At 64.6% G+C, this 23,745-nt stretch carries 21 protein-coding genes; 14 read left to right on the top strand and 7 right to left on the bottom strand.

Translation table 11 applies throughout. The annotated features are described in order from the left end of the window. Positions 1–4 precede the first annotated feature (4 nt). From dxr to fabZ, 5 genes are all read left to right on the top strand, one after another. Entirely contained in the window at positions 5–1,231 is a 1,227-nt protein-coding gene (dxr, locus tag JEY66_RS22400) for a 1-deoxy-D-xylulose-5-phosphate reductoisomerase (protein ID WP_018271840.1), read from the top strand. A gap of 44 nt (positions 1,232–1,275) precedes the next feature. Then, the gene (rseP, locus tag JEY66_RS22405) at positions 1,276–2,427 is read left to right on the top strand and encodes an RIP metalloprotease RseP (protein WP_026192814.1); all 1,152 of its coding nucleotides are present in this window, start codon (positions 1,276–1,278) and stop codon (positions 2,425–2,427) included. Between the two features lie 175 nt (positions 2,428–2,602). Next, positions 2,603–5,143 (top strand): outer membrane protein assembly factor BamA, encoded by a 2,541-nt coding sequence (gene bamA / locus JEY66_RS22410; RefSeq protein ID WP_026192813.1) that lies wholly within the window; start codon positions 2,603–2,605, stop codon positions 5,141–5,143. A 32-nt stretch (positions 5,144–5,175) separates the two neighbouring features. Beyond that, positions 5,176–6,237 carry a UDP-3-O-(3-hydroxymyristoyl)glucosamine N-acyltransferase gene (gene lpxD / locus JEY66_RS22415; RefSeq protein WP_016841579.1) on the top strand — a complete coding sequence of 354 codons (1,062 nt, stop codon included), beginning with the start codon at positions 5,176–5,178 and terminating at the stop codon, positions 6,235–6,237. After that, entirely contained in the window at positions 6,237–6,695 is a 459-nt protein-coding gene (gene fabZ, locus JEY66_RS22420; protein WP_016841580.1) for a 3-hydroxyacyl-ACP dehydratase FabZ, read from the top strand. Before lpxD ends, fabZ begins: the two co-directional genes overlap by 1 nt. 12 nt (positions 6,696–6,707) lie before the next feature. On the opposite strand, the gene JEY66_RS22425 is transcribed toward fabZ, so the two are convergent. After that, positions 6,708–7,031 (bottom strand): KTSC domain-containing protein, encoded by a 324-nt coding sequence (locus JEY66_RS22425; RefSeq protein ID WP_018271838.1) that lies wholly within the window; start codon positions 7,029–7,031, stop codon positions 6,708–6,710. A gap of 150 nt (positions 7,032–7,181) precedes the next feature. On the opposite strand from JEY66_RS22425, the gene lpxA reads away from it, so the two are divergent. The 5 genes from lpxA to JEY66_RS22450 all read left to right on the top strand — a co-directional run bounded on the left by lpxA (position 7,182) and on the right by JEY66_RS22450 (position 11,239). Beyond that, positions 7,182–7,976, top strand: a complete 795-nt coding sequence (lpxA, locus tag JEY66_RS22430; protein WP_016841582.1) for an acyl-ACP--UDP-N-acetylglucosamine O-acyltransferase — start codon at positions 7,182–7,184, stop codon at positions 7,974–7,976. Between the two features lie 19 nt (positions 7,977–7,995). After that, the gene (locus tag JEY66_RS22435; RefSeq protein ID WP_038380325.1) at positions 7,996–8,853 is read left to right on the top strand and encodes an LpxI family protein; all 858 of its coding nucleotides are present in this window, start codon (positions 7,996–7,998) and stop codon (positions 8,851–8,853) included. Next, positions 8,853–10,031 carry a lipid-A-disaccharide synthase gene (lpxB, locus tag JEY66_RS22440; protein ID WP_016841584.1) on the top strand — a complete coding sequence of 393 codons (1,179 nt, stop codon included), beginning with the start codon at positions 8,853–8,855 and terminating at the stop codon, positions 10,029–10,031. Before JEY66_RS22435 ends, lpxB begins: the two co-directional genes overlap by 1 nt. Before the next feature lie 206 nt (positions 10,032–10,237). After that, complete coding sequence (locus JEY66_RS22445; protein WP_018271836.1) at positions 10,238–10,897, top strand: SRPBCC family protein; 660 nt, start codon at positions 10,238–10,240, stop codon at positions 10,895–10,897. Positions 10,898–10,903: 6 nt separating this feature from the next. Then, positions 10,904–11,239 (top strand): ArsR/SmtB family transcription factor, encoded by a 336-nt coding sequence (locus JEY66_RS22450; RefSeq protein WP_018271835.1) that lies wholly within the window; start codon positions 10,904–10,906, stop codon positions 11,237–11,239. Between the two features lie 34 nt (positions 11,240–11,273). Here JEY66_RS22450 and gltA read toward each other — a convergent pair whose 3' ends face one another. Together gltA and gltX are read right to left on the bottom strand one after the other, a co-directional pair. Further along, positions 11,274–12,575 (bottom strand): citrate synthase, encoded by a 1,302-nt coding sequence (gene gltA / locus JEY66_RS22455; protein ID WP_016841587.1) that lies wholly within the window; start codon positions 12,573–12,575, stop codon positions 11,274–11,276. A 160-nt stretch (positions 12,576–12,735) separates the two neighbouring features. Further along, entirely contained in the window at positions 12,736–14,157 is a 1,422-nt protein-coding gene (gltX, locus tag JEY66_RS22460; RefSeq protein ID WP_018271834.1) for a glutamate--tRNA ligase, read from the bottom strand. Positions 14,158–14,323: 166 nt separating this feature from the next. On the opposite strand from gltX, the gene JEY66_RS22465 reads away from it, so the two are divergent. Next, a complete protein-coding gene (locus JEY66_RS22465; RefSeq protein WP_038374150.1) occupies positions 14,324–16,003 on the top strand; it encodes a glutamine--tRNA ligase/YqeY domain fusion protein in 1,680 nt (559 codons plus the stop codon). 34 nt (positions 16,004–16,037) lie between these two features. Beyond that, entirely contained in the window at positions 16,038–16,424 is a 387-nt protein-coding gene (locus JEY66_RS22470) for a YybH family protein (protein WP_016841590.1), read from the top strand. Positions 16,425–16,847: 423 nt separating this feature from the next. Here the strand turns inward: JEY66_RS22470 and glnA are convergent, their stop codons facing one another. Both glnA and JEY66_RS22480 read right to left on the bottom strand, forming a co-directional pair. Next, positions 16,848–18,278, bottom strand: a complete 1,431-nt coding sequence (gene glnA, locus JEY66_RS22475) for a type I glutamate--ammonia ligase (protein ID WP_016841591.1) — start codon at positions 18,276–18,278, stop codon at positions 16,848–16,850. Positions 18,279–18,391: 113 nt separating this feature from the next. Then, the gene (locus tag JEY66_RS22480; RefSeq protein ID WP_016841592.1) at positions 18,392–18,574 is read right to left on the bottom strand and encodes a hypothetical protein; all 183 of its coding nucleotides are present in this window, start codon (positions 18,572–18,574) and stop codon (positions 18,392–18,394) included. 250 nt (positions 18,575–18,824) lie between these two features. Between JEY66_RS22480 and JEY66_RS22485 the strand changes: the two genes are divergently transcribed. After that, complete coding sequence (locus JEY66_RS22485) at positions 18,825–19,187, top strand: SPW repeat protein (RefSeq protein WP_026192812.1); 363 nt, start codon at positions 18,825–18,827, stop codon at positions 19,185–19,187. A 209-nt stretch (positions 19,188–19,396) separates the two neighbouring features. On the opposite strand, the gene JEY66_RS22490 is transcribed toward JEY66_RS22485, so the two are convergent. Continuing rightward, positions 19,397–20,725, bottom strand: coding sequence for an MFS transporter (locus JEY66_RS22490; RefSeq protein ID WP_026192811.1), 1,329 nt, complete (start codon positions 20,723–20,725; stop codon positions 19,397–19,399). Between the two features lie 432 nt (positions 20,726–21,157). Here JEY66_RS22490 and JEY66_RS22495 point away from each other — a divergent pair, with 432 nt between their 5' ends. Beyond that, complete coding sequence (locus tag JEY66_RS22495) at positions 21,158–23,443, top strand: ComEC/Rec2 family competence protein (RefSeq protein ID WP_018271833.1); 2,286 nt, start codon at positions 21,158–21,160, stop codon at positions 23,441–23,443. On the opposite strand, the gene JEY66_RS22500 is transcribed toward JEY66_RS22495, so the two are convergent. Further along, positions 23,440–23,667, bottom strand: coding sequence for a hypothetical protein (locus JEY66_RS22500; RefSeq protein WP_016841598.1), 228 nt, complete (start codon positions 23,665–23,667; stop codon positions 23,440–23,442). The two genes, JEY66_RS22495 and JEY66_RS22500, sit on opposite strands and share 4 nt — an antisense overlap. Positions 23,668–23,745: the final 78 nt, after the last annotated feature.

A 23,745-nucleotide genomic window follows, 5' to 3' on the forward strand; every position in this document is an offset into this window, starting at 1 on the left:
TGAAATGAGCGCAGTTCCGTTGCGTAACAACAAGGCCGCGGCGGTGTCCGCGGTGCGGACCGTAACCGTCCTCGGTGCCACCGGCTCGATCGGCGACAGCACCATGGATCTGCTCCGCGGCGCGCGCGACCGCTACCGGGTCGAGGCGCTGACCGCGAACAGCAATGTCGAGGGCCTCGCCAAGCTGGCCAAGGAATTCGGCGCGCGGTTCGCGGCCATTGCCGATCCGGCCCGACTTTCCGAATTGAAGGATGCGCTGGCCGGAACCCGGATCGAATGCGGGGCCGGGGAGAGCGCGATCATCGAGGCGGCCGCGCGGCCTGCCGATTGGGTGATGGCCGCGGTCAGCGGCGCGGCCGGGCTGAAGCCCGCGCTCGCCGCGGTCGATCGCGGCGCCACCGTCGCGCTCGCCAACAAGGAATGTTTGGTCTGCGCCGGCGATATCTTCATGGAGCGGGCCAAGAAGGCCGGCGCCTGCATTCTGCCGGCAGACTCCGAGCACAATGCGCTGTTCCAGGCGCTGGCTTCCGGCAACCGCGAGGAACTGACGCGGGTGATCATCACCGCGTCCGGCGGGCCGTTCCGCACCTGGGCCCCCGCCGACATCGAGCAGGCGACGCTGGAACAGGCGCTGAAACATCCCAATTGGAGCATGGGGCAGAAGATCACGATCGATTCCGCGTCGATGATGAACAAGGGTCTCGAGGTGATCGAGGCGTCCTATCTGTTCGCCCTGACGCCCGATGAAATCGACGTGCTGGTGCACCCGCAGTCGATCATCCACGGCATGGTCGAGTTCTCCGATCGCTCGGTGGTCGCCCAGCTCGGCACGCCCGATATGCGGATCCCGATCGCGCACTGCCTCGGCTGGCCCGACCGCGTTGTCGGCCCGTCCGCCAAGCTCGATCTCGCCAAGATCGGACAGCTCACCTTCGAGACGCCGGACTTTGAACGCTTCCCGGGACTGCGGCTGGCGTACGAGGCGCTGCGGATGGGGCACGGCGCGACGACGGTCTACAACGCCGCGAACGAGATCGCGGTCGCCGCGTTCATCGCCGGCAAGATCAAGTTCGGCGCGATCGCCCGCCTGGTCGAGGCGACGATGAACGATTGGATCAGGTCGGGGAATCAGCCACCACTGCGCTCGGCGGATGATGCGATTTCCGTTGACCATATCGCGCGAAATAAAGCTGCCGCCCTATTGCCTCAAATTGCCTTAAAGGCAACCTAGAGGGTTGGGGGCGGAGCCTTTGGCTCTTGTCGAGGGAAAATCGAATGCCCGAGTATTTTATTCATAGTATCAATGCGTTGAGTCATGGGCTTCTCGGTACCATCGTTCCCTTCCTCTTCGTCCTGACCATCGTCGTCTTCTTCCACGAACTCGGCCACTTCCTGGTCGCGCGCTGGGCCGGCGTGAAGGTGTTGACGTTCTCGCTGGGCTTCGGGCCGGAGCTCGCCGGCTTCAACGACCGGCACGGCACGCGCTGGAAGATCTCGGCGATACCGCTCGGCGGTTACGTCAAATTCTTCGGCGACGACAGCGAGGCATCGACGCCGTCGACCGAGACGCTCGCCGCCATGACGGCGGAAGAGCGCGAAGGCAGCTTCCATCACAAATCGGTCGGAAAGCGCACCGCCATCGTCGCGGCCGGCCCGATCGCCAATTTCATCCTCGGCGCCCTGATTTTCGCGGGCATGGCGCTCTACTACGGCAAGCCGAGCACGATCGCCCGGGTCGACGGCCTGGTGGCCGAAAGCGTCGCAGCGTCGTCCGGCTTCAAGGTCGGCGATGTCGTCGTGGAGATCGACGGCAGCGCGATTCAGAGCTTTGCCGACATGCAGCGCATTGTAGCCTCGAATGCTGGTTCAGAGCTTGGGTTCAAGGTGAAGCGCGATGGCGCGATCGTCGCGCTCAAGGCGACGCCGGCGCTCAGGGAGGTCAAGGACCCCTTCGGCAATGCTCACCGAATCGGCGTGCTTGGAATCGAGCACAAGGCTCAGGTCGGCGAGGCCACCAGCGCCTCCGTCGGCGTGCTGGAGGCCCTGAGGATCGGCGTCGAGCAGGTTTGGTACATCATTTCCAGCACGTTCAAGTTCCTCGGGTCGCTGTTCGTTGGAACCGGCAATCCGGCCGAGGTGAGCGGGGTGATTGGAATCGCGAAGCTGTCAGGGCAGGCCGCGAGCGCCGGGTTCCAGTTCGTGATCAACCTTTGCGCCATCCTTTCGGTCTCGATCGGCCTGCTGAACCTGTTTCCGATCCCGCTTTTGGATGGCGGACACCTGCTTTTCTACAGCGCGGAGGCGCTGCGGGGACGCCCGCTGTCGGAGCGGACGCAGGAGGTAGGTTTCCGAATCGGGCTGGGTCTGGTCCTGATGCTAATGGTGTTTGCGACGTATAACGACATCCTCAGGATCGCCGGGTCCTGAAACGGGCTTTTTTGTGGCGTTGCCAATGGGCAACGTCTTGGAACGAAAATGGAAATGTTCAGCTCTAGTAAGTTTGCCCCCTAGGCAAATTTGGTTACAAGCTGAGCGGCAGGTTGGGAATCTGTCGGGTCGTTGGGGAACGATCGGGCATCGTTAAGATAAGGGCGCGTTGCGCATGATGTTTGGAATGCGAGTGAGGGGGGGGCTGTTCGCCGCCTTGGTCATGTTCGCCGCGCCGGTGGTTGCCACCTTGGCGACCGTAGCTGTGTCTGTGCCTGTGTCGGCGCAGACAGTCGATTCGATCACGGTGGAGGGGAACCGCCGTGTCGAGCTTGAAACCATCCGCTCCTACTTCCATCCCGGACCGGGTGGTCGGCTGGGCCAGGCCCAGATCGACGATGGTTTGAAGGCGCTGATCGAGACCGGCCTGTTTCAGGACGTCCATATCGACCAGCGGGGCGGGCGCCTCGTCGTGGTCGTGGTCGAGAACCCGGTAATCGGCCGCGTTGCCTTCGAGGGCAACAAGAAGATCAAGGACGAACAGCTGACCGCTGAAGTGCAGTCCAAGCCGCGCGGCACGTTCTCGCGCCCGATGGTCCAGTCGGACGCCCTGCGCATCGCCGAGATCTACCGTCGGTCCGGCCGCTATGACGTGCGGGTCAATCCGCAGATCATCGAGCAGCCGAACAACCGCGTCGACCTGATCTTCGAGGTCAATGAAGGCGTGAAGACCGGCGTTCGGTCGATCGAGTTCATCGGCAACAGCGCCTATTCGGCGTCCCGTCTGCGCGACGTCATCAAGACCCGCGAATCGAACATCCTGAGCTTCCTCGGCGGCAACGACGTCTACGACCCCGACCGGGTCGAGGCCGATCGCGACCTGCTGCGTCGCTTCTACCTCAAGAACGGCTATGCCGACGTCCAGGTCGTGGCCGCGCTGACCGAATACGATCCCGAGAAGAAGGGCTTCCTGGTTACCTTCAAGATCGAGGAAGGCCAGCAGTACCGCGTCGCGTCCGTCAACTATACGTCGTCGATCGCAACGCTCGACCCGAACGCGCTGCGCACCTACTCGCGCGTCAATGTCGGCTCGCTCTACAACGCCGAGGCGCTGGAGAAGTCGGTCGAAGAGATGCAGATCGAGGCATCGCGCCGCGGCTACGCCTTCGCGGTGGTCCGGCCGCGCGGCGATCGCAACTTCGACAATCACACGGTGTCGATCACCTTCGCGATCGACGAAGGGCCGCGCACCTATATCGAGCGCATCAACATCCGCGGCAACAGCCGTACCCGCGACTACGTGATCCGCCGCGAGTTCGATATCTCGGAAGGCGACGCCTACAACCGTGCGCTGGTCGACCGTGCCGAGCGCCGGCTGAAGAACCTCGACTTCTTCAAGACGGTGAAGATCACCACCGAGCCGGGCTCCTCCAGCGATCGCGTCATCCTGATCGTCGATCTCGAGGAGAAGTCGACCGGCGACTTCTCGGTGTCGGGCGGTTACTCGACCACCGACGGCGCGCTGGCCGAAGTCAGCGTCTCCGAGCGCAACCTGCTCGGCCGCGGCCTGTTCGCGAAGGCGTCGGTAACCTACGGCCAGTATGCCCGCGGCTACTCGCTGTCGTTCGTCGAGCCGTATCTGCTCGACTACCGCGTCGCGCTCGGCCTCGACCTCTATCAGCGCCAGCAGCTGTCCAACAGCTACATCGCGTACGGCACCAAGACGCTGGGCTTCAGCCCGCGGCTCGGCTTCAGCCTGCGGGAAGACCTGTCGCTGCAGCTGCGCTACTCGATCTACCAGCAGGAAATCACCCTGCCGTCGACGCTGAACAACTGTAACAACGTGCCGCTCCTGCCGGATGGAACGCCCAATCCCGCGTTCAATCCGAGCCCGGCCTATGCGAACCTGAACGGGATCAGCCTGGTGTCGACCAATGGTCTCGGCTGCTTCTATGACGGCGAAGCCTCGCTGCCGGTCCGCAAGGAGCTGGCGGGCGGCAAGACCCTCACGTCGGCGCTGGGTTACACGCTCAACTACAACACGCTCGACAACAACAAGAACCCGACCGACGGTCTGATCGTCGACTTCAAGCAGGACTTCGCCGGTGTTGGCGGCGACGTCAGCTACATCAAGACCGCGATCGACGCGAAGTACTACACTCCGCTGGTCTCCGACATCGTCGGCGTGATCCATGCCCAGGGCGGCATCCTGAACAAGCTCGGGACCTCGGATCTGCGCATGCTCGATCACTTCCAGATGGGCCCGAACCTGGTCCGCGGCTTTGCGCCGAACGGTATCGGTCCGCGCGACATCAACCCGTACGGCACCATGGACGCCATCGGCGGCACCAAGTACTGGGGCGTGTCGGCGGAACTGCAGATGCCGTTCTGGTTCCTGCCGAAGGAAGTCGGGCTCAAGGGCGCGGTCTATGCCGACGCCGGCGGCCTGTACGATTACCAGGGCCCGACCTCGTGGGCGGCGACCGGCGAAGTCAACCAGCCCGGCTGTATCAGGCCGACGAACAATCCGCCGTCTCCGGGTACGTGCCTTGGTCTGAGCTACGACGACAGCAAGGTTGTCCGTACCTCGGTCGGTGTCGGCCTGATCTGGCAGTCACCGTTCGGCCCGCTGCGCTTCGACTACGCGGTGCCGCTGACCAAGGGTGCGTTTGACCGCACGCAAGAATTCCGGTTTGGCGGCGGTACGACGTTCTAAGACCGATTGCCAACCGGACTGCGACGGATGAAATGGCGCAGCCGATCTTCTTCAAGAGTCCTCCTTCGTCATCGCTGGCTGAAATAGCCGCGTTGACGAAGGCGCAACTGGTCGACCCCGAAAGGGGTGCGCTTCAGATCAGGGGGCTGGCCTCGCTCGACGAGGCCGGTCCGATGCATCTCGCCTTTTTCGACAATCTGAAATACGCCGACCAGCTTGCCGCGACCAAGGCCGGGGCATGTCTGGTCAGCCCGCGCTTCGAGGCACAGGTGCCGAAGGGCACTGCCGTGCTGCGGGCGGCGAAGCCGTTCCAGGTGTTCGTCGAGCTCGCCCGGCAATGGCACGCCGATGCCCTGCGGCCGCAATCCTGGTTCGACACCGAGGGCATCGCGCCGTCGGCGATCATCGATCCCACCGCGCGCCTCGAGGACGGCGTCATTGTCGATCCGCTGGTCGTGATCGGCCCGCGGGTCGAGATCGGCTCGGGCACCATCATCGGCGCCGGCGCGGTGATCGGAGCCGACGTCAAGATCGGCCGCGACTGCAATGTCGGCGCCAAGACCACCATCCAGTTCGCGCTGATCGGCAACAACGTCCTGATCCATCCCGGCTGCAATATCGGCCAGGACGGCTACGGCTTCATCTTCTTCGGGCCGGCCGGCCATGTGAAGGTGCCGCAAACCGGCCGCGTGGTGATCCAGAACGATGTCGAGGTCGGCGCCGCCTCGACCATCGACCGCGGTTCCCTGCGCGACACCGTGATCGGCGAGGGCACCAAAATCGACAATCAGGTCCAGATCGGCCACAATGTAACGATCGGCCGGCACTGCCTGCTCGCGGCCCAGATCGGGCTCGCCGGCAGCCTGACGATCGGCGACAATGTCGCGCTCGGCGCCAAGGTAGGCATCAACAACCACCTCAAGATCGGCGACGGCGCGCAGGTGACGGCGATGAGCGCGGTCAAGGACGATATCCCGGCCAATGGTCGCTGGGGCGGGCATTTCGCCAAGCCGACCAAGCAGTGGTTCAGGGAAATTATCGCAGTGGAGCGTCTGGTGCGCGACAACGAAGCCAAAGGTGAGGGGCAGGAGTGATGGAGGAGGCACCGGTCAAATTCGAGCTGGTGGATATCAACGATATCCTGAAGACGCTCCCGCATCGCTTTCCGATGTTGCTGATCGACCGGGTGATCAAGATCCGCACCGACTACAGCGGCATCGGCATCAAGAACGTCACCTTCAACGAGCCGCCGTTCCAGGGGCATTTCCCGGACCGTCCGGTCTACCCCGGCGTGATGATGATCGAGGCGATGGCCCAGACCGCCGGCGTCATCGGCATCAAGTCGGTCGAGGGCACCGAGAAGCCGCGCGCGGTGTATTTCCTCACCATCGACAAGTGCAAGTTCAGGAAGCCGGTGATGCCCGGCGACACCATCGAGTATCACATGCGCTCGCTCGGCCGGCGCAAGACGATGTGGTGGTTTCACGGCGATGCGAAGGTCAACGGCCAGGTCGTCGCCGAGGCCGATGTCGGTGCGATGCTGACGGATTAAGCCGCGCCGGGCTCACGACGTTGTGCAGGTGTAGCGGCCGTCCGCGCCCGCGATCCGCAGGACGCGATTGAGGAAGACGCCCATCGACGGCGCGTTCATCAGCGCGTCGTAGGTTTCGGCGGGGACGCCGCAATAGTGCTGGTAGCTGCCTCTGACCGCGACCAGCAGCGCGCGCTGATCCGCCCTGTAGCAGACCCGCTGGACGATCGTGCTGCGGTTGATGTCGCGGCATTCGAAGCTCGAGAGATCAATCGCCGTGCTGTCGCCGAGATCGACCGTCTCCGGGCCGATTGGCGCAGAGAGCAGGCTGAGGATCAGCGCGGCGGCCCGGACCATGGGATCGGTTGCGACCTTCTCGTTTGCAACAGGCGGTCATCATACGTCACTGGACAGGGCGGGCAAAGTCGCGCTAACGACCGCCCCAATCGACAGCCTGGCGCCTCGATAGCACCTTGGCGCCATTAACGAATTCCGGACCGAAACTTCATGAGCATGATCGACCCGACTGCGCGGATTGCCGATGGCGCTGTGATCGGGGCCGGCACCGAGATCGGTCCGTACTGCATCATCGGCCCCAATGTCGTGCTTGGCGAGAACTGCAAGCTGATCGCGCATGTCACGGTCAGCGGGCATACCAGGATCGGCGCCGGCTGCATCATCTCGCCGTTCGCGGCGCTCGGCGGGCCGCCGCAGGATCTCAGCTATCGCGGCGAGCCGACCCGCCTCGAAGTCGGCGAAGCCTGCACCATCCGCGAGGGCGTGACGATGAACGTCGGCACGGTCAAGGGCGGCGGGCTCACCCGCGTCGGCGATCGCGGCTTCTTCATGAACAACAGCCATGTCGGCCATGACTGCATGGTCGGCAATGGCGTGATCTTCGCGACGTCGGCGACGCTCGGCGGCCACTGCGAGATCGGCGACTTCGTCTATATCGGCGGCCTGTCGGCGGTGCACCAGTTCACCCGCGTCGGCTCCCAGGTGATGATCGGCGGCGTCTGCGGCGTCCGCGGCGACATCATCCCGTTCGGACTGGCCAACGGTCAGTACGCAGTCCTCGAAGGACTCAACATCATCGGCATGCGGCGCCGCCAGTTCACCAAGGCGCGGCTGGCGACGGTGCGCGCGTTCTATCAAAAGCTGTTCCACGGCCCTGGCATCTTCGCCGAGCGGCTGGCCTCGGTGCAGCCGCTGGCGGGCGAGGATCCGGCGATTGCGGAAATCCTGGCCTTCATCGAGGGCGGCAAGCTGCGCCCGCTCTGCCTTCCCGCCGATAGCAATTGAGCAGCGGATGGCCGCCAGCATGACGTCAGCGGCTCCCTCGCTTTCCTCGCCGGTCGGCGTCATCGCCGGCGGCGGCGCCATGCCGTTCGCGGTTGCCGACTCCCTGGTTGCGCGCGGCATCACGCCGGTGTTGTTCGCGCTGCGCGGCGCCTGCGACCCGGCGCGCGCGCAGCGGTTTCGCCACCGCTGGATCTCGGTCGGCCAGCTCGGGCGCGCGACCCGGCTGTTCCGCGATGAAGGCTGCCGCGATCTGATCTTCATCGGCACCCTGGTGCGCCCCGCGCTGTCGGAGATTCGGCTCGACTGGGGCACGCTGCGCCTGCTCGGCCACGTCGTGCGCGCATTTCGCGGCGGCGACGATCATTTGCTGTCGAGCGTCGGCCGCATCCTCGAGCAGCAGGGCTTCCGCATGGTCGGGATCAAGGATGTCGCGCCCGATCTGTTGATGCCGGAGGGCGCCGTGACGCGCGCGGCGCCCGACAGCACGGCGCTCGCCGATATCGCGCGCGGACGCGGCGTGCTCGACGCGCTCGGCCCGTTCGACATCGGTCAAGCGGCCGTGGTGATCGACGGTCATGTGGTGGCGGTCGAGGATATCGAGGGCACCGACGGGCTGCTCGCGCGCGTCGCGCGGCTGCGCGCCGAGGGCCGCATCCGCACCAAGGCCGGCCGCGGCGTGCTGGTGAAGGCGCCGAAGAGCAGGCAGGATTTGCGCTTCGATCTGCCGACCATCGGCCCGCGGACGGTCGAGGGCGCGGCAGCCGCCGGTATCGCCGGCATCGCCGTGATCGCCGGCAATACGCTGGCCGCCGAACCGCAGGCCCTGGTCGAGGCCGCCGACGCCAAAGGGCTGTTTGTCATCGGACTGGCGGGCTGATGCAGGTGCGCAGTCCCAGCACCGTTCGCAAGATATTCCTCATCGCGACCGAGGAATCCGGCGACCGCCTCGGCGCGGCGCTGATGCAGGTGCTGCGCCAGCGCCTCGGCGATGCCGTGCAGTTTTCCGGCGTCGGCGGCCAGGCGATGGCTGCACAGGGCATCGCCTCGCTGTTTCCGATCGAGGAACTCTCGATCATGGGTTTTGCCGCTGTCGTGAAGCAATTGCCGAAAATCCTGCGATTGATCCGGCGCACAGCCGATGCCGTGCTCGCCGACGCGCCTGACATGCTCGTCATCATCGACAGCCCCGATTTCACCCACCGCGTCGCCCGTCGCGTCCGCGCCCGCAACCCGAACATTCCGATCGTCGACTACGTGTCGCCCTCGGTCTGGGCCTGGCGGCCGGGCAGGGCGCGCGCGATGCAGCGCTATGTCGATCACGTGCTCGCGCTGCTGCCGTTCGAGCCGGAGGAATATCGCAAGCTGCAGGGACCCCCGTGCAGCTATGTCGGCCATCCCCTGACCGAGCAGCTCGCCTCGCTGCGGCCGAACGAGGACGAGCAGAAGCGGCGCGATGCGCAGCCTCCGGTGCTGCTGGTGTTGCCCGGAAGCCGGCGCAGCGAGATCAGGCATCACCTGGCGCTGTTCGGCACGGCGCTCGGCCAGCTCAGCAAGCAAACGCCGTTCGAGCTCGTGCTCCCCACCATGCCGCATCTCGAGGCGATGGTGCGCGAAGGCGTCGCGTCGTGGCCGGTGGTGCCGCGGCTCGCGATCGGCGAGACCGAGAAGCGCGCCGCGTTCCGTGTCGCCCGCGCGGCTCTCGCGAAGTCGGGCACGGTGACGCTGGAGCTCGCGCTGTCGGGGATTCCCATGGTGACGGCCTATCGCGTCGGCGCCGCCGAGGCGTTCATCCTGCGCCGTGCGATCCGGGTGTCCTCGGTGATCCTCGCCAATCTCGTGATCGGCAGCGATATCATTCCCGAGTTCCTGCAGGAGGACTGCACGCCGGACAAGCTCGCGGCGGCGCTGCGCGACGTGCTTGCGGATTCGCCCGATCGTCTGCGGCAGCTCGTGGGGTTCGCGACGATGGACGGGAAGATGTCGACCGGCGACCAGCCGCCAAGCGTCCGAGCCGCCGACATCGTGCTGGCGGAGATGGGCCGCCGTTCGACCTAAGGCGCGGTGTGATTAGGTTGAATCGTCATCGCGCTTTAGCACTTTGTTTGAGCATGAAATCCGCTTCGCACTTTTCCGGATCATGCTTTAGCCAATCGATCGTGTCCGCGTTCAGCGGCGACATCCCGCCGCAACGATCCCGCTTGCGCTGAATGTTTAGACCATACTAATATTAGCAATAGCTAATATTAGTATGGAGCCCAGCCATGAAGATCGATCCGGTCGCCTATGTCGGAGCCGTCGTTCGCGAAGTCGCCTTCCGGGAACGCGACGGCAAGCCGGCGCGGGCGGTGATCGCGACCCGCAGCTACGACACCGACATCGCCGATCTCTGGGATGTGCTGACCAACCCCGAACGCATTCCGCGCTGGTTCCTGCCGATCTCGGGCGACCTGAGGCTTGGCGGCCGCTATCAGTTCCAGGGCCACGCGGGCGGCGAGATCACGACGTGTGAGCCGCCGCGCCGGCTTGCCGTCACGTGGGAGTCCATGGGCACGGTCAGCTGGGTTACCGTGACGTTGGCCGAGAATGGCCCAGACGCCACGCGCCTGGAATTGGAACACCTCTCGGTGATCGAGGGCGACTTCTGGGACCGCTACGGGGCCGGTGCGGTCGGCGTCGGCTGGGATCTCGCGCTGCTCGGGCTCGCGCTCTATCTGGCCATGCCGCCCGGCGGGGAATTCGACCGCGCCGCCGCGTCGGCGTGGCCGGCCACCGACGACGGCAAGGAATTCATCCGCCGCGCCAGCGAGGACTGGTGCAGGGCCTCGATCGCGGCGGGCACCGAGGAGGCAGCGGCGCGCAGATCGGCCGCAAATACCACGGCGGCCTATTGCGGCGAGCCGGAGCCGGGGAGCGGAGGCTAACGAGCGATGCACGCCTTCGACATCCTCGGCGATCCTGTCCGCCGGCGCATCCTGGAGCTATTGGCGACCGGCGAGCACAGTTCGGGCGACGTCGTTGCCGTCGTGCAGCGCGAGTTCGGCATCACCCAGTCGGCGGTCTCGCAGCAATTGCGGATCCTGCGGGACGCCGGTTTCGCGTCGGTGCGCGCCGAGGGTACGCGCCGCATCTACGCGGTCGAGCCGGCGCGGCTGCGAGAGGTCGACGACTGGCTCGACCGGTTCCGGGCGTTCTGGCTGCCGCGCCTGGACGCGATCGCGACCGAAGTCGCGCGGGGCAAACGAAAACGGCGCCATCAGGAATGATGGCGCCGTCCCGGATTCTCTTGAGCGATGCAGCTTACTTGCGCTTGTCGATCTGCACATAGTCGCGGCGCGCGACGCCGGTGTAGAGCTGGCGCGGACGGCCGATCTTCTGCTGCGGATCCTCGATCATCTCGCTCCACTGGCTGATCCAGCCGACGGTGCGGGCGACCGCGAACAGCACCGTGAACATCGAGACCGGGAAGCCCATCGCCTTCAGCGTGATGCCCGAATAGAAGTCGACGTTCGGGTAGAGCTTGCGATCGATGAAGTAGGGATCGCTGAGCGCGATCTTCTCAAGCTCCATCGCGACCTTGAGCATAGGATCGTCGCCGTGGCCGGTCTCCTTCAGCACCGCGTGACACATCTTCTGCATGATCTTGGCGCGCGGATCGTAGTTCTTGTAGACGCGGTGGCCGAAGCCCATCAGGCGAACTTCGCTGTTCTTGTCCTTCACCTTGGCGATGAAGTCCGGAATGTTTTCGACCTTGCCGATGTCGTAGAGCATGTTGAGCGCGGCCTCGTTGGCGCCGCCATGCGCCGGGCCCCACAGGCAGGCGATGCCGGCCGCGATGCAGGCGAACGGGTTGGCGCCCGAGGAGCCGGCAATGCGTACCGTCGAGGTCGAGGCGTTCTGCTCGTGATCGGCGTGCAGGATGAAGATCTTGTCGAGTGCGTCGGCGAGCACCGGATTGATCTTGTACTCCTCGCAGGGCACCGCGAAGCACATGTTGAGGAAGTTCTCGGCAAACGAGAGCGAGTTCTTCGGATACACGAAGGGCTGGCCGATCGTGTACTTGTACGCCATCGCCGCCAGCGTCGGTACCTTCGCGATCATTCGCATCGAGGCGATCATGCGTTGCCGCGGATCGTTGATGTCGGTGGAGTCGTGGTAGAACGCGGCCAGCGCGCCGACGGCAGCAACCATGATCGCCATCGGGTGAGCGTCGCGGCGGAAGCCCTGGAAGAACCGCGCCATCTGCTCATGCACCATCGTGTGATGGATCACGCGATAGTCGAAGTCCTTCTTCTGCGCCGGAGTCGGAAGATCGCCGTACAGCAGCAGGTAGCAGGTCTCGAGGAAGTCGCCGTGCTCGGCGAGCTGCTCGATCGGATAGCCGCGGTATTCGAGAACGCCGGCATCGCCGTCGATGTAGGTGATCTTCGACTGGCAGCTGCCGGTCGAGGTGAAGCCGGGGTCGTAGGTGAACACCCCGGCCTGGCCGTAGAGCTTGCCGATGTCGATGACATCAGGCCCAACCGTGCCGCTCAGGATCGGGAAATCGTAGTTCTTGTTGCCGATGGTGAGTGTGGCTGTCTTGCTGGATTTTGCGTCCATCGTGATATCCCCGATGAATTCGTTGCGAAAACCGACCTTGCCCAGTCGCTAAATTGCGGCCCATGGCGGGGCGGAACGGCTTGTGGAGAAAGCGTCCGGAATTGGGTAGCTCATTGCCATGTGCGCTGCAAGATGGACCCTGGAGGGGGTCCATGCAGGATCACGCCGCCTGATCGGCGAGGCGGGCAAGGCACTCCTGGCGTCCCAGCACGGCCAGCACGTCGAATATGCCCGGCGACGTTGTACGTCCCGTCAACGCCACCCTCAGCGGCTGGGCGACGGCGCCGAGTTTCAGGTTGTTCTGCTCGGCGAAATTCCGCATCGCGGTCTCGGTGGTTTCCGCCGTCCAGTCGTTGACGGCCTCCAGCGCAGTGCGCAGGCGGCCGATCAACGCGCGCGTTTCAGCCGTCAGCAGCGCCGCCGCTTTCGGATCCAGCGCGAGCGGACGATCGGCGAAGATGAAGTAGGCGCCCGCGATCAGCTCGATCAGCGTCTTGGCGCGCTCCTTCAGGCTCGGCATCGCCCGCAGCAATTGCGCACGGGTGGTGTCGTTGAGCTTGGCCTTCAGTGCGGCGCCCTCGGGAACATAATCCAGCACGCTCTCGAACTGGGTCACGAGGGATTGATCGTCGCTCTGCCGGATATAGTGACCGTTGAGGTTCTCCAGTTTGGCGAAATCGAACCGCGCCGCAGAACGGCCGATGCCTGAGAGGTCGAACGCGTCGATCATCTCCTGGGTCGAGAAGATCTCCTGATCGCCATGGCTCCAGCCGAGCCGGACGAGGTAGTTGCGCAAGGCGGCCGGCAGGTAGCCGAGCGCGCGGTAGGCATCGACGCCGAGCGCGCCATGGCGCTTCGACAGTTTCGAGCCGTCGGGACCGTGGATCAGCGGAATGTGGGACATGCTCGGCAGTTCCCACTCCAGCGCGTCGTAGATCTGCTTCTGACGCGCGGCGTTGATCAGGTGGTCGTCGCCACGGATGATGTGAGTGACGCCCATATCGTGGTCGTCGACCACGACCGCGAGCATGTAGGTCGGGGTGCCGTCGCCACGGAGCAGGACGAGGTCGTCGAGGTTCTCGTTCTGCCAGACCACGCGGCCCTGCACCTGGTCCTCGATCACGGTTTCGCCGGTCTGCGGCGCCTTGAGGCGGATGGTCGGCTTGATGCCGTCGGGCGCGGTGGCCGGATCGCGGTCGCGCCACATGCCGTCATAGAGGCGGGTGCGGCCCTCGGCGCGCGCCTTCTCGCGCATCGCGGTGAGCTCTTCCGGCGAGGCATAGCAGTAATAGGCGCGCCCGGCGGCGAGCAGGCTTTCGGCGACCTCGCGGTGGCGGGCGGCGCGGCTGAACTGGTAGATGACCTCGCCGTCCCAATCGAGCTCGAGCCACTTCAGGCCGTCCAGGATGGCGTCGATCGCCTCCTTGGTCGAGCGTTCACGGTCGGTGTCCTCGATCCGGAGCAGCATCTTGCCGCCGAGCTTCCTGGCATAGAGCCAGTTGAACAGCGCGGTGCGGGCACCTCCGATATGGAGGAAGCCGGTCGGTGAGGGGGCGAAGCGGGTAACGACGGAATTGGTCATGATCGAGCGAGACGTATGCTGAGACGGCGGTGGTGTATATCAGGAACCGGACATAACTAAACCCCCGGGCTGACCTTTTGCCCGCCAAACCAGACTTGAAACCGGACTTGGCCGGACGGCACGAATTTGGCAGAAGGTTGAGCTGACTCCTCCAGGGAACCCTTTGATGACGACTGACACGACGGCAGAGGCAGGGCGCGACTTCATCCGCGACATCGTCCAGGCCGATCTCTCCTCCCACAGGCACAACCGGATCGTGACCCGTTTCCCGCCGGAGCCGAACGGCTACCTGCATATCGGCCACGCCAAGTCGATCGCCCTGAATTTCGGCATCGCGCAGGAGTTCGGCGGCCAGTGCAATTTGCGCTTCGACGACACCAATCCGACCAAGGAGGAGCAGGAGTACATCGACTCCATCCAGGCCGACGTCCATTGGCTCGGCTACGACTGGGGAGCCAACCTGTTCTATGCGTCGGACTATTTCGAGCGCCTGTACGATTGGGCCGAGGGCCTGATCAAGGCCGGCTATGCCTATGTCGACGATCAGTCGCAGGAGGAGATCCGCGCTTCCCGCGGCACGCTGACCGAGCCCGGCAAGAACTCGCCGTTCCGCGACCGCTCGGTCGAGGAGAACCTCGACCTGTTCCGCCGCATGAAGGCCGGAGAGTTCTCGAACGGCGCCCGCGTGCTGCGCGCCAAGATCGACATGGCCGCCGGCAACATCAACCTGCGCGACCCTGTGCTCTACCGCATCCTGCACGCCCGCCATCCGCGCACCGGCGACAAGTGGTCGATCTATCCGAGCTACGACTACGCGCACGGCCAGTCGGACGCGATCGAGGGCATCACCCATTCGATCTGTACGCTGGAGTTCGAGGATCACCGCCCGCTCTATGAGTGGCTGCTCGACAAGCTGCCGGTGCCCTCGAAGCCGCGCCAGTACGAAATGGCACGGCTGAACCTGACCTATACGCTGCTGTCCAAGCGCGTGCTGACCCAGCTCGTCCGCGACGGCCACGTCTCGGGCTGGGACGATCCGCGCATGCCGACCATTGCCGGCTTGAAGCGGCGCGGCGTGCCGCCGGCGGCGGTGCGCGAATTCATCAAGCGCATCGGCGTCGCCAAGGCCAACAGCGTGGTCGATGTCGGCATGCTCGAGTTCTGCATCCGCGAGGAGCTGAACCGCACGGCACTGCGCCGGATGGCGGTGCTGCGGCCGCTCAAGGTGGTGATCGAGAATTATCCGGAAGGACAGGTCGAAGAGATCGAGGCGATCAACCATCCCGACAATCCGGAAGCCGGCACCCGCAAGGTCGCGTTCGGCCGCGAGCTCTATATCGAGCGCGACGACTTCATGGAGAATCCGCCGAAGAAGTTCTACCGCCTCTCGCCCGGCAATGAGGTGCGGCTGCGCTATGCCTATTTCATCAAGTGTACCGGCGTGGTGAAGAACGATGCCGGCGAGATCGTCGAACTCCGCGCGACCTACGATCCCGCAACCAAGGGCGGCAATGCGCCCGACGGCCGCAAGGTCAAGGCGACGATGCACTGGTTGCCGGCGGCGCAGTCGAAGCCGGCGGAGATCCGCATCTACAACCAGCTGTTCGCCAATCCGAGCCCGAACGCAGCCGATTTCGCCGCCGACCTCAATCCGCAGTCGCTCGAAGTGCTGAAGGATGCCCGCGTCGAGCCGGCGATCGCCGAGAGCAATTCGCCCGACCCGATGCAGTTCGAGCGGCAGGGCTATTTCGTGCGCGATGCGGATTCGACGCCGGACCGGATGGTGTTCAACCGCACCATCGGCCTGCGCGACACCTTCGCCAAGGAAGTCGGCGGCAAGGGCTAGCGCAGCTCCGCGCGGACAAGCAGACGGGGGATCGATGCCCGATGAATCCGACGAGATCGTCTCCGCCATCATCGCCAGATGGTCGGCGGGTTTCAGCAGGCTCGATGCGAATGCGTTAAGCGCGCTCTATTCGAAGAGCGCGTTCTTCTTCGGCTCGAACCCGACGCTGTATCGTGGCCGCGACGGCGTCAAAGCCTACTTTGACGGTCTGCCGCGCTGGCGCGCGCCGCGAGTTCAGTTCAGCGATGTCAGGGCAGAACGGGTCAATGCCGATCTCGTCAACATGGCGGGCATCGCGTCATTCTTCCTCGACGGCGATGCGCCCTCGCTCGCCGTCAAGATCACCTGGGTGATCGCGCACGAGGACGGCGGCTGGAAGATCGTCTGCCACCACGTCTCGTCGCAGACGCCGCTGATCTAGGCCTGGCGCTGGAGCGTGACGCAAAAAGTCGAGGGCCGGCGGGCCCTCGTAGTCAGGGAGAGTGCATAGTCAGTGCGCGGGGGGCCGGGCGCCACGCGCCCCGCGGCTGCCGCTCATCCAAGCGATCTTGCACCCAACTGCAGGCTATCCGGATCTCGTTGCATCGCGAGGAGGGACCAAGGTCGTAGGCTGCCGAGGGCGGCTTCCGGGTGTTGGACCGCCCCGACTGGACGAGCGACTCAGGCATCCGACGCTGTGTTGACCGGAGACGAGTCCCCTGATCGAGCACTGGGTTGGTCCGCACAGAGCGTGCGGTCGCCGCTAGAGCTTATCCCGTTCCGATTGAATCGGAACGGGGCTCTAGATTCTCGGTTTGACGCGTTTTCTTGACGCGAACCGGTACCCACTTCGCTCGAAAACGCTCTAGATGTCGTAGTACAAATGGAACTCGTAGGGATGAGGTCGCAATCTGATGGGATCGACCTCCTTCTTCCGCTTGTAGTCGAGCCATGTTTCGATCACATCGGCGGTGAAGACATCGTTGCGCAGCAGGAATGCATGATCGCGTTCGAGCGCGTCCAGCGCTTGATCCAGCGACCCCGGCGTCGACTTCACCTCCTTCGCCTCGGCGGGCGGCAGGTCGTAGAGGTTCTTGTCGATCGGGCTGCCCGGGTCGATCTTGTTGCGGATTCCGTCGAGGCCGGCCATCAGCATTGCGGCAAAAGCCAGATAGGGATTGCAGGAAGGATCCGGCGAGCGAAATTCGACACGCTTGGCCTTTGGGTTCGGCGAATACATCGGAATGCGGCAGCAGGCTGACCGGTTGCGCTGGGAATAGACCAGATTGATCGGAGCCTCATAGCCCGGCACCAGGCGCCGATATGAGTTCGTGGTCGGGGCGCAAAGCCCGCACAACGCCCAGGCGTGGGTCAGCAGGCCGCCGATGTAGTGGCGGGCGAGCTGACTCAGTTCGGCATAGTCGCCCCTGTCGTAGAACAGGTTGGTCTCGCCTTTCCACAGCGACTGATGAACATGCATTCCAGACGCGTTGTCCTCGAACAAAGGTTTCGGCATGAATGTTGCGGTCATGCCGTTCTGGCGGGCGGTGTTCTTCACCACGTATTTGTAGATCATCAGATTGTCCGCCATGCGCGTCAGCGTGGTGAAGCGCATGTCGATTTCGTTCTGCCCACCGGTCGCGACTTCATGGTGATGGGCTTCGATCTGGATGCCCAGCTGCTCCATGGTCAACACCATTTCGGTGCGGAGCGCCTGCATGCTGTCCGTCGGGGGTACCGGAAAGTATCCCTCTTTCGGGCGCGGTTTGTGTCCCAGATTGGGCGCTTCCTCCGAGCCGGTGTTCCAGCTGCCTTCATCGGAATCGATTTCGTGGAAAGCGTAATTGATGCCCTGTCCGTAGCGCACGCTGTCGAACACGAAGAATTCCGCCTCCGGACCGAAGTAGCTGATATCGGCGTGGCCTGTCGCCTTCAGGTGAGTTTCGGCTTTCTGGGCGATGTACCGGGCATCACGGCTATAGGATTGACCGGTCACAGGGTCGCGGATGTTGCAGATCAATACCAGGGTGGATGCGGTGGAATACGGGTCGAGAAAGGCCGTGGTCGGGTCCGGAACGACCAGCATGTCGCTTTCCTGGATTTCCTGAAAGCCGCGGATCGATGAGCCGTCGAAGCCAATTCCATCTCCGAGGGCATCGACGCTCGCCGCGCTCGGAGGGACGGAAAAATGTTGCCATACCCCCGGCAAATCGGTGAAACGCAGATCGATCATCTGCACGTTCTCGTCCTTGACCGCCTTCACGATATCTTCGGCTGTTGCGCACTTCGGAAACATGGCTTCACTCCTGTCATGGAGAGCCGCGTCGTTGAGATTGTGCTGCCGTTCAAGCCGCCATTGCGAGGCTCGAACGGGTCCCGCTCCACGTTCTGCGCTGCTCGCTGCCAGCCTCAGCTTTGGTGTGGCCCGCGCATCAGCTTCATGGCGTCTTCGATATGTCGCCAGGTCCTGGCCAGCTCGGCCTCGCCTCTTGCTTCGAGCTCGATGGCGTTTTGGGCAGCTTCCGCAATGGCCTTGGCGCCATGTGCCTCGAGCAACTGCCGCGCATAGTTGTGGATTTCGATTTCTCGCATGGCGTCATCCTCCTCTCGTCCTGAGCGCAACCGCAAATGCCGGTCGGGCCGCGAACCGCAGACGTTGACACCTGGTCAAGCGCACACAGTGTGCATCTTGCTGCGGCGCCATTGCAAGAGCGCTTTCCCGGGTAGCGGGGACGCCCGGCTGGACGTGGGCTACGGATCAGCAGCGGCAACACATCGCAGGTCGGACCGATGCTTTTTGGTCCGCGCCGCACCATGTCTTCGGAAGAAGGAGGTGAGGATCATGCGCATTCAACACTGGCAGGATGCTGCCAGCCTGTTGGTGGGCGCCTGGCTGGTTGCATCGCCGTTTGCTCTGGGCTTCTCCGGGGCAGCTCTCTGGATCTCCATCGCGCTCGGATTGGGCGTCGTGCTGTTCGCCTTGGAGGCATTCATCATTCCGTCCTATCTGGAGGAATGGGGTGAGATGCTGATGGGGTTGGCTCTGGTAGTCGCACCTTGGACGTTCAGCTACGAGCCAGGATCGGTCACGACGAGCAGCGTGCTCGCGGGCATCGTGGTGATCGTGCTCGCGTGCTGGGAGCTGACGATGGATCGTGATTTTGCCACCTGGTGGCACGATCGCTGGCATCACCGAGCTGGCTGAGAGGGAGCTGACTGAAACGTTGGCCTGACCGCCAACCCAAGGCGGCCGGAGATTGGACTTGCGTGGCGCGGAATCCTCTCCGTCCGGCTCCGACGTAATGCGGATACCGCTTCGCGGAAAGAAAACGCGTCAAGACAAGATTCCAGACCCCCCGTTCCGATCCCATCGGAACGGGGCGGCGCTGGTCGCCCCTCAGCAAGGTGACTCCGTCACGATGCGGCTTTCGCCTCGATCTGCTCCCAGATTCTGGTTTTGCGTGTCTCGGGCATGATGAAAACGGCGATCACGAAGCACACCGCGGGAACGACAATCGGGTAGATCAGCGCGTAGCCGATGCTGCCGGTCGCTGCGAAGGCGGCTGATGTGATGAAGGGTACCAATCCGCCGCCCCAACCATTGCCGATATGATACGGCACCGAGACCGAGGTGTACCTGATCCTGGCCGGGAAAAACTCCGCCAGAAACGCGCCGACCGGCCCGTACACCATCCCGACGTAGCAGACGAGGATGAAGATGATGAAGACGGCGACCGGATAGTTGATGTGTCCCGGCTGCGTGACCATGCCGAGCCACAGATACAGCGGATAGTAGGTGATCGCGGCAAGCAGCATGCCTCCGAGGATCACGGATTTGCGGCCGATCTGATCCGACAGCCAACCAAAGAAGATCAGGCTCGGCGTTCCGATCAACAGTGCGGCTCCCACAATGTAGGCCGAGGTAACCGCATCGACCTTGGAGACCTGCTGCAGGAAGTACAGTGCCCAGAATTGACCACTGTACCAGACCACGCCCTGCCCAATCAGGACGACGATCGCGATCAAGATGTACTTGATGTTGGCGCTGAGGAAAGCTTCCCGCCAGGGATTCCTGGTCATCTGTCCGCGTGCCTTGATCTCCTGGAAAATCGGCGTCTCCTGGAGCTGCAGGCGGATGTAGATGGCGATGGCCACCAGCAGGAACGAGACCAGGAACGGAACGCGCCACGCCCATTCGTCAAAGGCCTGATTGCCGGCCCAGGTTCGGGTCAGAACGATCACGGCCAGCGACACCACGATCCCGAGTGTCGGCGAGGTTTGTAGCCAGCCGGTGTAGTAGCCGCGGCTGTGATCCGGAACATGCTCGGCGACGTAGGTGATGGCGCCGCCATACTCGCCGCCCAGGCAGAGACCCTGGATCATCCGCAAGCCGAACAGAATGAATGCGGCCGTCAGGCCGATCGACTGATAAGTCGGGATCAGTCCGATCGCTCCCGTTCCCAGGCCCATTCCGCTCAGCGTAATGAGGAATGTATATTTGCGGCCGACCCGATCGCCCATCCATCCGAACAGGAAGGCCCCTAGCGGGCGGATCAGGAATCCCGCAGTGAACAGCGCGATCGTGCTCAGCAGGGCTGCAACGGGGTGGGATTGCTCAAAGAACTTGACCGACAGAACCGCGGCCAGGCTGCCAAAAATATAAAAGTCGTACCATTCAATGATGTTTCCCACTGACGCGGCGACAATCACGCGACGAAAATCGCTCGGTACTTGAATTGCCATGTGTCGCTCCTCTCAAATGCAAACGCTACTCCTCGCGTTTTTCAGCGATCAATCCGCTCGCGGAGTGCGCGTGGTGCGCGGCGTTACAGGCGAGATTTGCGAGTTCGTCCGCAACGCCTGATCTCAGGGGAGTTGTGGCCGCCTGAGAGGAGCTCCAGCGGCCTTCAAGTGCCGCGAGCCGTCACTGCCTCATCCCGGTCTCTCCGGGAGTGGAGGCATCGGGACAGTCTATTCCTAATGTGATCGGTATCTTAATGAGACTTTCGGCTCGATCGATTTGACGCAGGCGGCAGCTGTGGCCCGGCGCGAGGTCGGCAAGGCGCAGGACGATCCAGGTACCCGGGCGTTGCCGGTCCGTATTCTGCATCCGTTCCGCTAGTCGGGGGACGGGGCCATCCGCTAGCCTGCCGCTCGGCAGGGATCGCAAGCGGAATGGCGGAGCAGGGCACGACGCCGGGCGGCAAACGCGGCTACGCGGGGACGTGGCCGCCGCGCGCGGCTGCGCCGGCTGGCGGCTATTTCCCGGCGCGCGTCGGCATCTGGAAGCCTGTCGTCGAGACATTGCGGCGATGGGCGGGCGCGGAGGCGGGGGCGGGCCGGTTGTTGCCCTGGGTGCCGGTGGCGTTCGGCACTGGTATCGCCTTCTATTTCGCGGCCGAGCACGAGCCGGTGCTGTCGGTCGCGGCCACCGTCGCAATCCTGCTCTGCCTGCTGGCGCTGCTGCTGCGGCGGCGCAGCGTGTTTCCCGTCATCGCGATGCTGGCCGCGGTGGCCGCAGGCTTTGCGACGGCGACCTGGAAGACGGCGCGCGTTGCTCACACGGTGCTGGCGCGGCCGATGTTCTCGGTGGCGCTGACCGGCTTCGTCGAGGCGCGTGACATCCGCGAGAAGACCGATCGTTTCGTGCTGCGCGTGGTTTCGATGGAGAGCCCGCGCGACATGACGAAGCTCGATCGTGTCCGGCTTTCGGTGAAGAAGGGCACTGCGCCCGATGTCGGCAGCTTCGTAGAGTTGAAGGCGCGGCTGTTGCCGCCGCTCGGGCCGCAGCGCCCGGGCTCCTATGATTTCGGACGTGACCTGTATTTCCAGGGCATCGGCGCCTCCGGCTTCGTGATGGGCGCGGTCAAGACCAGGGAGCCGCCTGCGACCGGCGGCTTTGCGCTGCGCTACGCCGCCTTCATGCAAGGCCTGCGCGACGCCATCGACGCGCGGATTCGCACCACGCTCGACGGCGACCAGCGCGCGATCGCAACCGCATTGCTCACCGGCCGGCGCGACGCGATCTCGACGCCGGTCAACGATGCGATGTTCATCTCGGGGCTCGGCCATGTGCTGTCGATCTCCGGCTACCACATGGCCGTGGTCGCCGGCGTCGTGTTCTTCGCGGTGCGCGCGCTGCTCGCGCTGTTTCCGGCACTGACGGCGGGGCATCCGATCAAGAAATGGGCGGCGGCGGCGGCGCTGGTCGCCGCGGCATTCTATCTGTTGCTGTCGGGTGCGGAGGTCGCGACGCAACGGTCGTTCTTCATGACCGCCGTGGTGCTGCTCGCCGTGATCGTCGACCGCCGCGCGATCACCTTCCGCACGCTGGCGGTGGCGGCGCTGATCGTGCTCGCGATCGCGCCGGAGGCGCTGGTGCATCCGAGCTTCCAGATGTCGTTTGCCGCGACGCTCGGGCTGGTGGCGCTGGTGCAGATCGGGCTGCCGAACCTATTCGCGTCGCCCGACCATTCGGCGACCGCGCGGGTTGCGCTGTGGGGCGGGCGCGAGCTCACCATGCTGATGCTGGCCTCGCTGGTGGCGGGGCTGGCGACGACGCCCTACGCCGCGTTCCACTTCCACCGCGTGACGCCCTACGGGCTGCTCGCCAACCTCGCGGCGATGCCTGTCGTGTCGGCGGTCGTGATGCCGGCCGGCCTGCTGGGCCTCGTCGCCATGCCGTTCGGCTTCGACGGCGTGTTCTGGGCGATCATGGGTCTTGGCATCGACTGGATGATCCTGGTGACGCAATGGGTCGCCGCACTCCCGGGCGCGGTCGGCCGCATGGCGGCGTTCGGGATCGGGCCGCTGATTGCAGCGAGTGCCGGCATCATCCTGCTCGGGCTGCTGCGTACGCCGCTGCGCTGGTCGGGCGCGGTTCTGCTGCTGGTGGCCTCGGTCTGGGCGCTCAGGGTGCCGCAGCCGGACGTGCTGGTCTCCGGCGACGGCCGCAACGTCGCGGTGCGCGGCGGTGACGGGCGGCTGCATTTGATGCACAGCGCCAAGGATGCGTTCCTGGTCAAGGAGTGGCTGGCGGCGGACGCCGACGCGCGGACCGCCACCGATGCGTCGCTCGGCGACGGCGTCTCCTGCGATGCCGGCGGCTGCGTGACCCAGGGACTAGGCGGCGCCTTCGTCGCGCTGGCGACCCGGCCGGAGGCGCTGGCGGACGACTGCGAGCGCGCAGGCTTGATCGTGACGGCGCGGGCGGCGCCGCGGGGCTGCACGGCGTCGGTGATCGATGCCGAGCGGCTGCGGCGCCACGGCGCGCTGGTACTGCGGCGGACCAGGGACGGCTACGCCGTCGATGCCGTCAAGCCCGGCGGGATCGACCGGCCGTGGTCGCCGGCGGTTCCCGGCGACGGCGAGAGCGAGACGACGCTGCGCGCAGCCGCCGCCGCACCGCGGCCTGCCGTGGATGCGACGCCGGCCGAGTCCGATCTGCAGGGCGATGACTAGCGGTGGTCCGGCGAGGGGGCGCTCGGCAGCTCGAACAGGCCGAGATGGTATTCGTCGGAGTCGGGGCCGGCGTCGGGCTTCTTGACGAGGGTGAAGGAAGCCTCGGGAAATTGCTCCCAGACTCTCAGGTCGTCGGCCGTCACCGTCAGCCAACCGAACCGGAACATGTAGCGGCCCGGTTCCGTGACGCGTCCAGCCTTTTGCCATGTGACCTTATCGACCACCGCGCACGTCCTCCGTGCCCGATGATGCGCCAAGGCGCCGGCTGACGCAAATTTCCTCGTGCGCCCCGGAAGCGGAAG

This window comes from Bradyrhizobium elkanii USDA 76, from assembly GCF_023278185.1.
GTDB classification, from domain to species: Bacteria; Pseudomonadota; Alphaproteobacteria; order Rhizobiales; family Xanthobacteraceae; genus Bradyrhizobium; species Bradyrhizobium elkanii.

What these genes read in the sequence shown, in the direction of transcription:
- JEY66_RS22465 (WP_038374150.1), top strand. Translation starts at nt 14,324, where the DNA reads ATGACGACTGACACGACGGCAGAGGCAGGGCGCGACTTCATCCGCGAC.
- dxr (WP_018271840.1), top strand. Translation starts at nt 5, where the DNA reads ATGAGCGCAGTTCCGTTGCGTAACAACAAGGCCGCGGCGGTGTCCGCG.
- JEY66_RS22485 (WP_026192812.1), top strand. Translation starts at nt 18,825, where the DNA reads ATGCGCATTCAACACTGGCAGGATGCTGCCAGCCTGTTGGTGGGCGCC.
- lpxB (WP_016841584.1), top strand. Translation starts at nt 8,853, where the DNA reads ATGCAGGTGCGCAGTCCCAGCACCGTTCGCAAGATATTCCTCATCGCG.
- lpxD (WP_016841579.1), top strand. Translation starts at nt 5,176, where the DNA reads ATGGCGCAGCCGATCTTCTTCAAGAGTCCTCCTTCGTCATCGCTGGCT.
- JEY66_RS22495 (WP_018271833.1), top strand. Translation starts at nt 21,158, where the DNA reads ATGGCGGAGCAGGGCACGACGCCGGGCGGCAAACGCGGCTACGCGGGG.
- JEY66_RS22470 (WP_016841590.1), top strand. Translation starts at nt 16,038, where the DNA reads ATGCCCGATGAATCCGACGAGATCGTCTCCGCCATCATCGCCAGATGG.
- gltX (WP_018271834.1), bottom strand. Translation starts at nt 14,157, where the DNA reads ATGACCAATTCCGTCGTTACCCGCTTCGCCCCCTCACCGACCGGCTTC.
- glnA (WP_016841591.1), bottom strand. Translation starts at nt 18,278, where the DNA reads ATGTTTCCGAAGTGCGCAACAGCCGAAGATATCGTGAAGGCGGTCAAG.
- rseP (WP_026192814.1), top strand. Translation starts at nt 1,276, where the DNA reads ATGCCCGAGTATTTTATTCATAGTATCAATGCGTTGAGTCATGGGCTT.
- JEY66_RS22435 (WP_038380325.1), top strand. Translation starts at nt 7,996, where the DNA reads ATGACGTCAGCGGCTCCCTCGCTTTCCTCGCCGGTCGGCGTCATCGCC.
- bamA (WP_026192813.1), top strand. Translation starts at nt 2,603, where the DNA reads ATGATGTTTGGAATGCGAGTGAGGGGGGGGCTGTTCGCCGCCTTGGTC.
- gltA (WP_016841587.1), bottom strand. Translation starts at nt 12,575, where the DNA reads ATGGACGCAAAATCCAGCAAGACAGCCACACTCACCATCGGCAACAAG.
- JEY66_RS22480 (WP_016841592.1), bottom strand. Translation starts at nt 18,574, where the DNA reads ATGCGAGAAATCGAAATCCACAACTATGCGCGGCAGTTGCTCGAGGCA.
- JEY66_RS22425 (WP_018271838.1), bottom strand. Translation starts at nt 7,031, where the DNA reads ATGGTCCGGGCCGCCGCGCTGATCCTCAGCCTGCTCTCTGCGCCAATC.
- JEY66_RS22450 (WP_018271835.1), top strand. Translation starts at nt 10,904, where the DNA reads ATGCACGCCTTCGACATCCTCGGCGATCCTGTCCGCCGGCGCATCCTG.
- JEY66_RS22445 (WP_018271836.1), top strand. Translation starts at nt 10,238, where the DNA reads ATGAAGATCGATCCGGTCGCCTATGTCGGAGCCGTCGTTCGCGAAGTC.
- fabZ (WP_016841580.1), top strand. Translation starts at nt 6,237, where the DNA reads ATGGAGGAGGCACCGGTCAAATTCGAGCTGGTGGATATCAACGATATC.
- lpxA (WP_016841582.1), top strand. Translation starts at nt 7,182, where the DNA reads ATGAGCATGATCGACCCGACTGCGCGGATTGCCGATGGCGCTGTGATC.
- JEY66_RS22490 (WP_026192811.1), bottom strand. Translation starts at nt 20,725, where the DNA reads ATGGCAATTCAAGTACCGAGCGATTTTCGTCGCGTGATTGTCGCCGCG.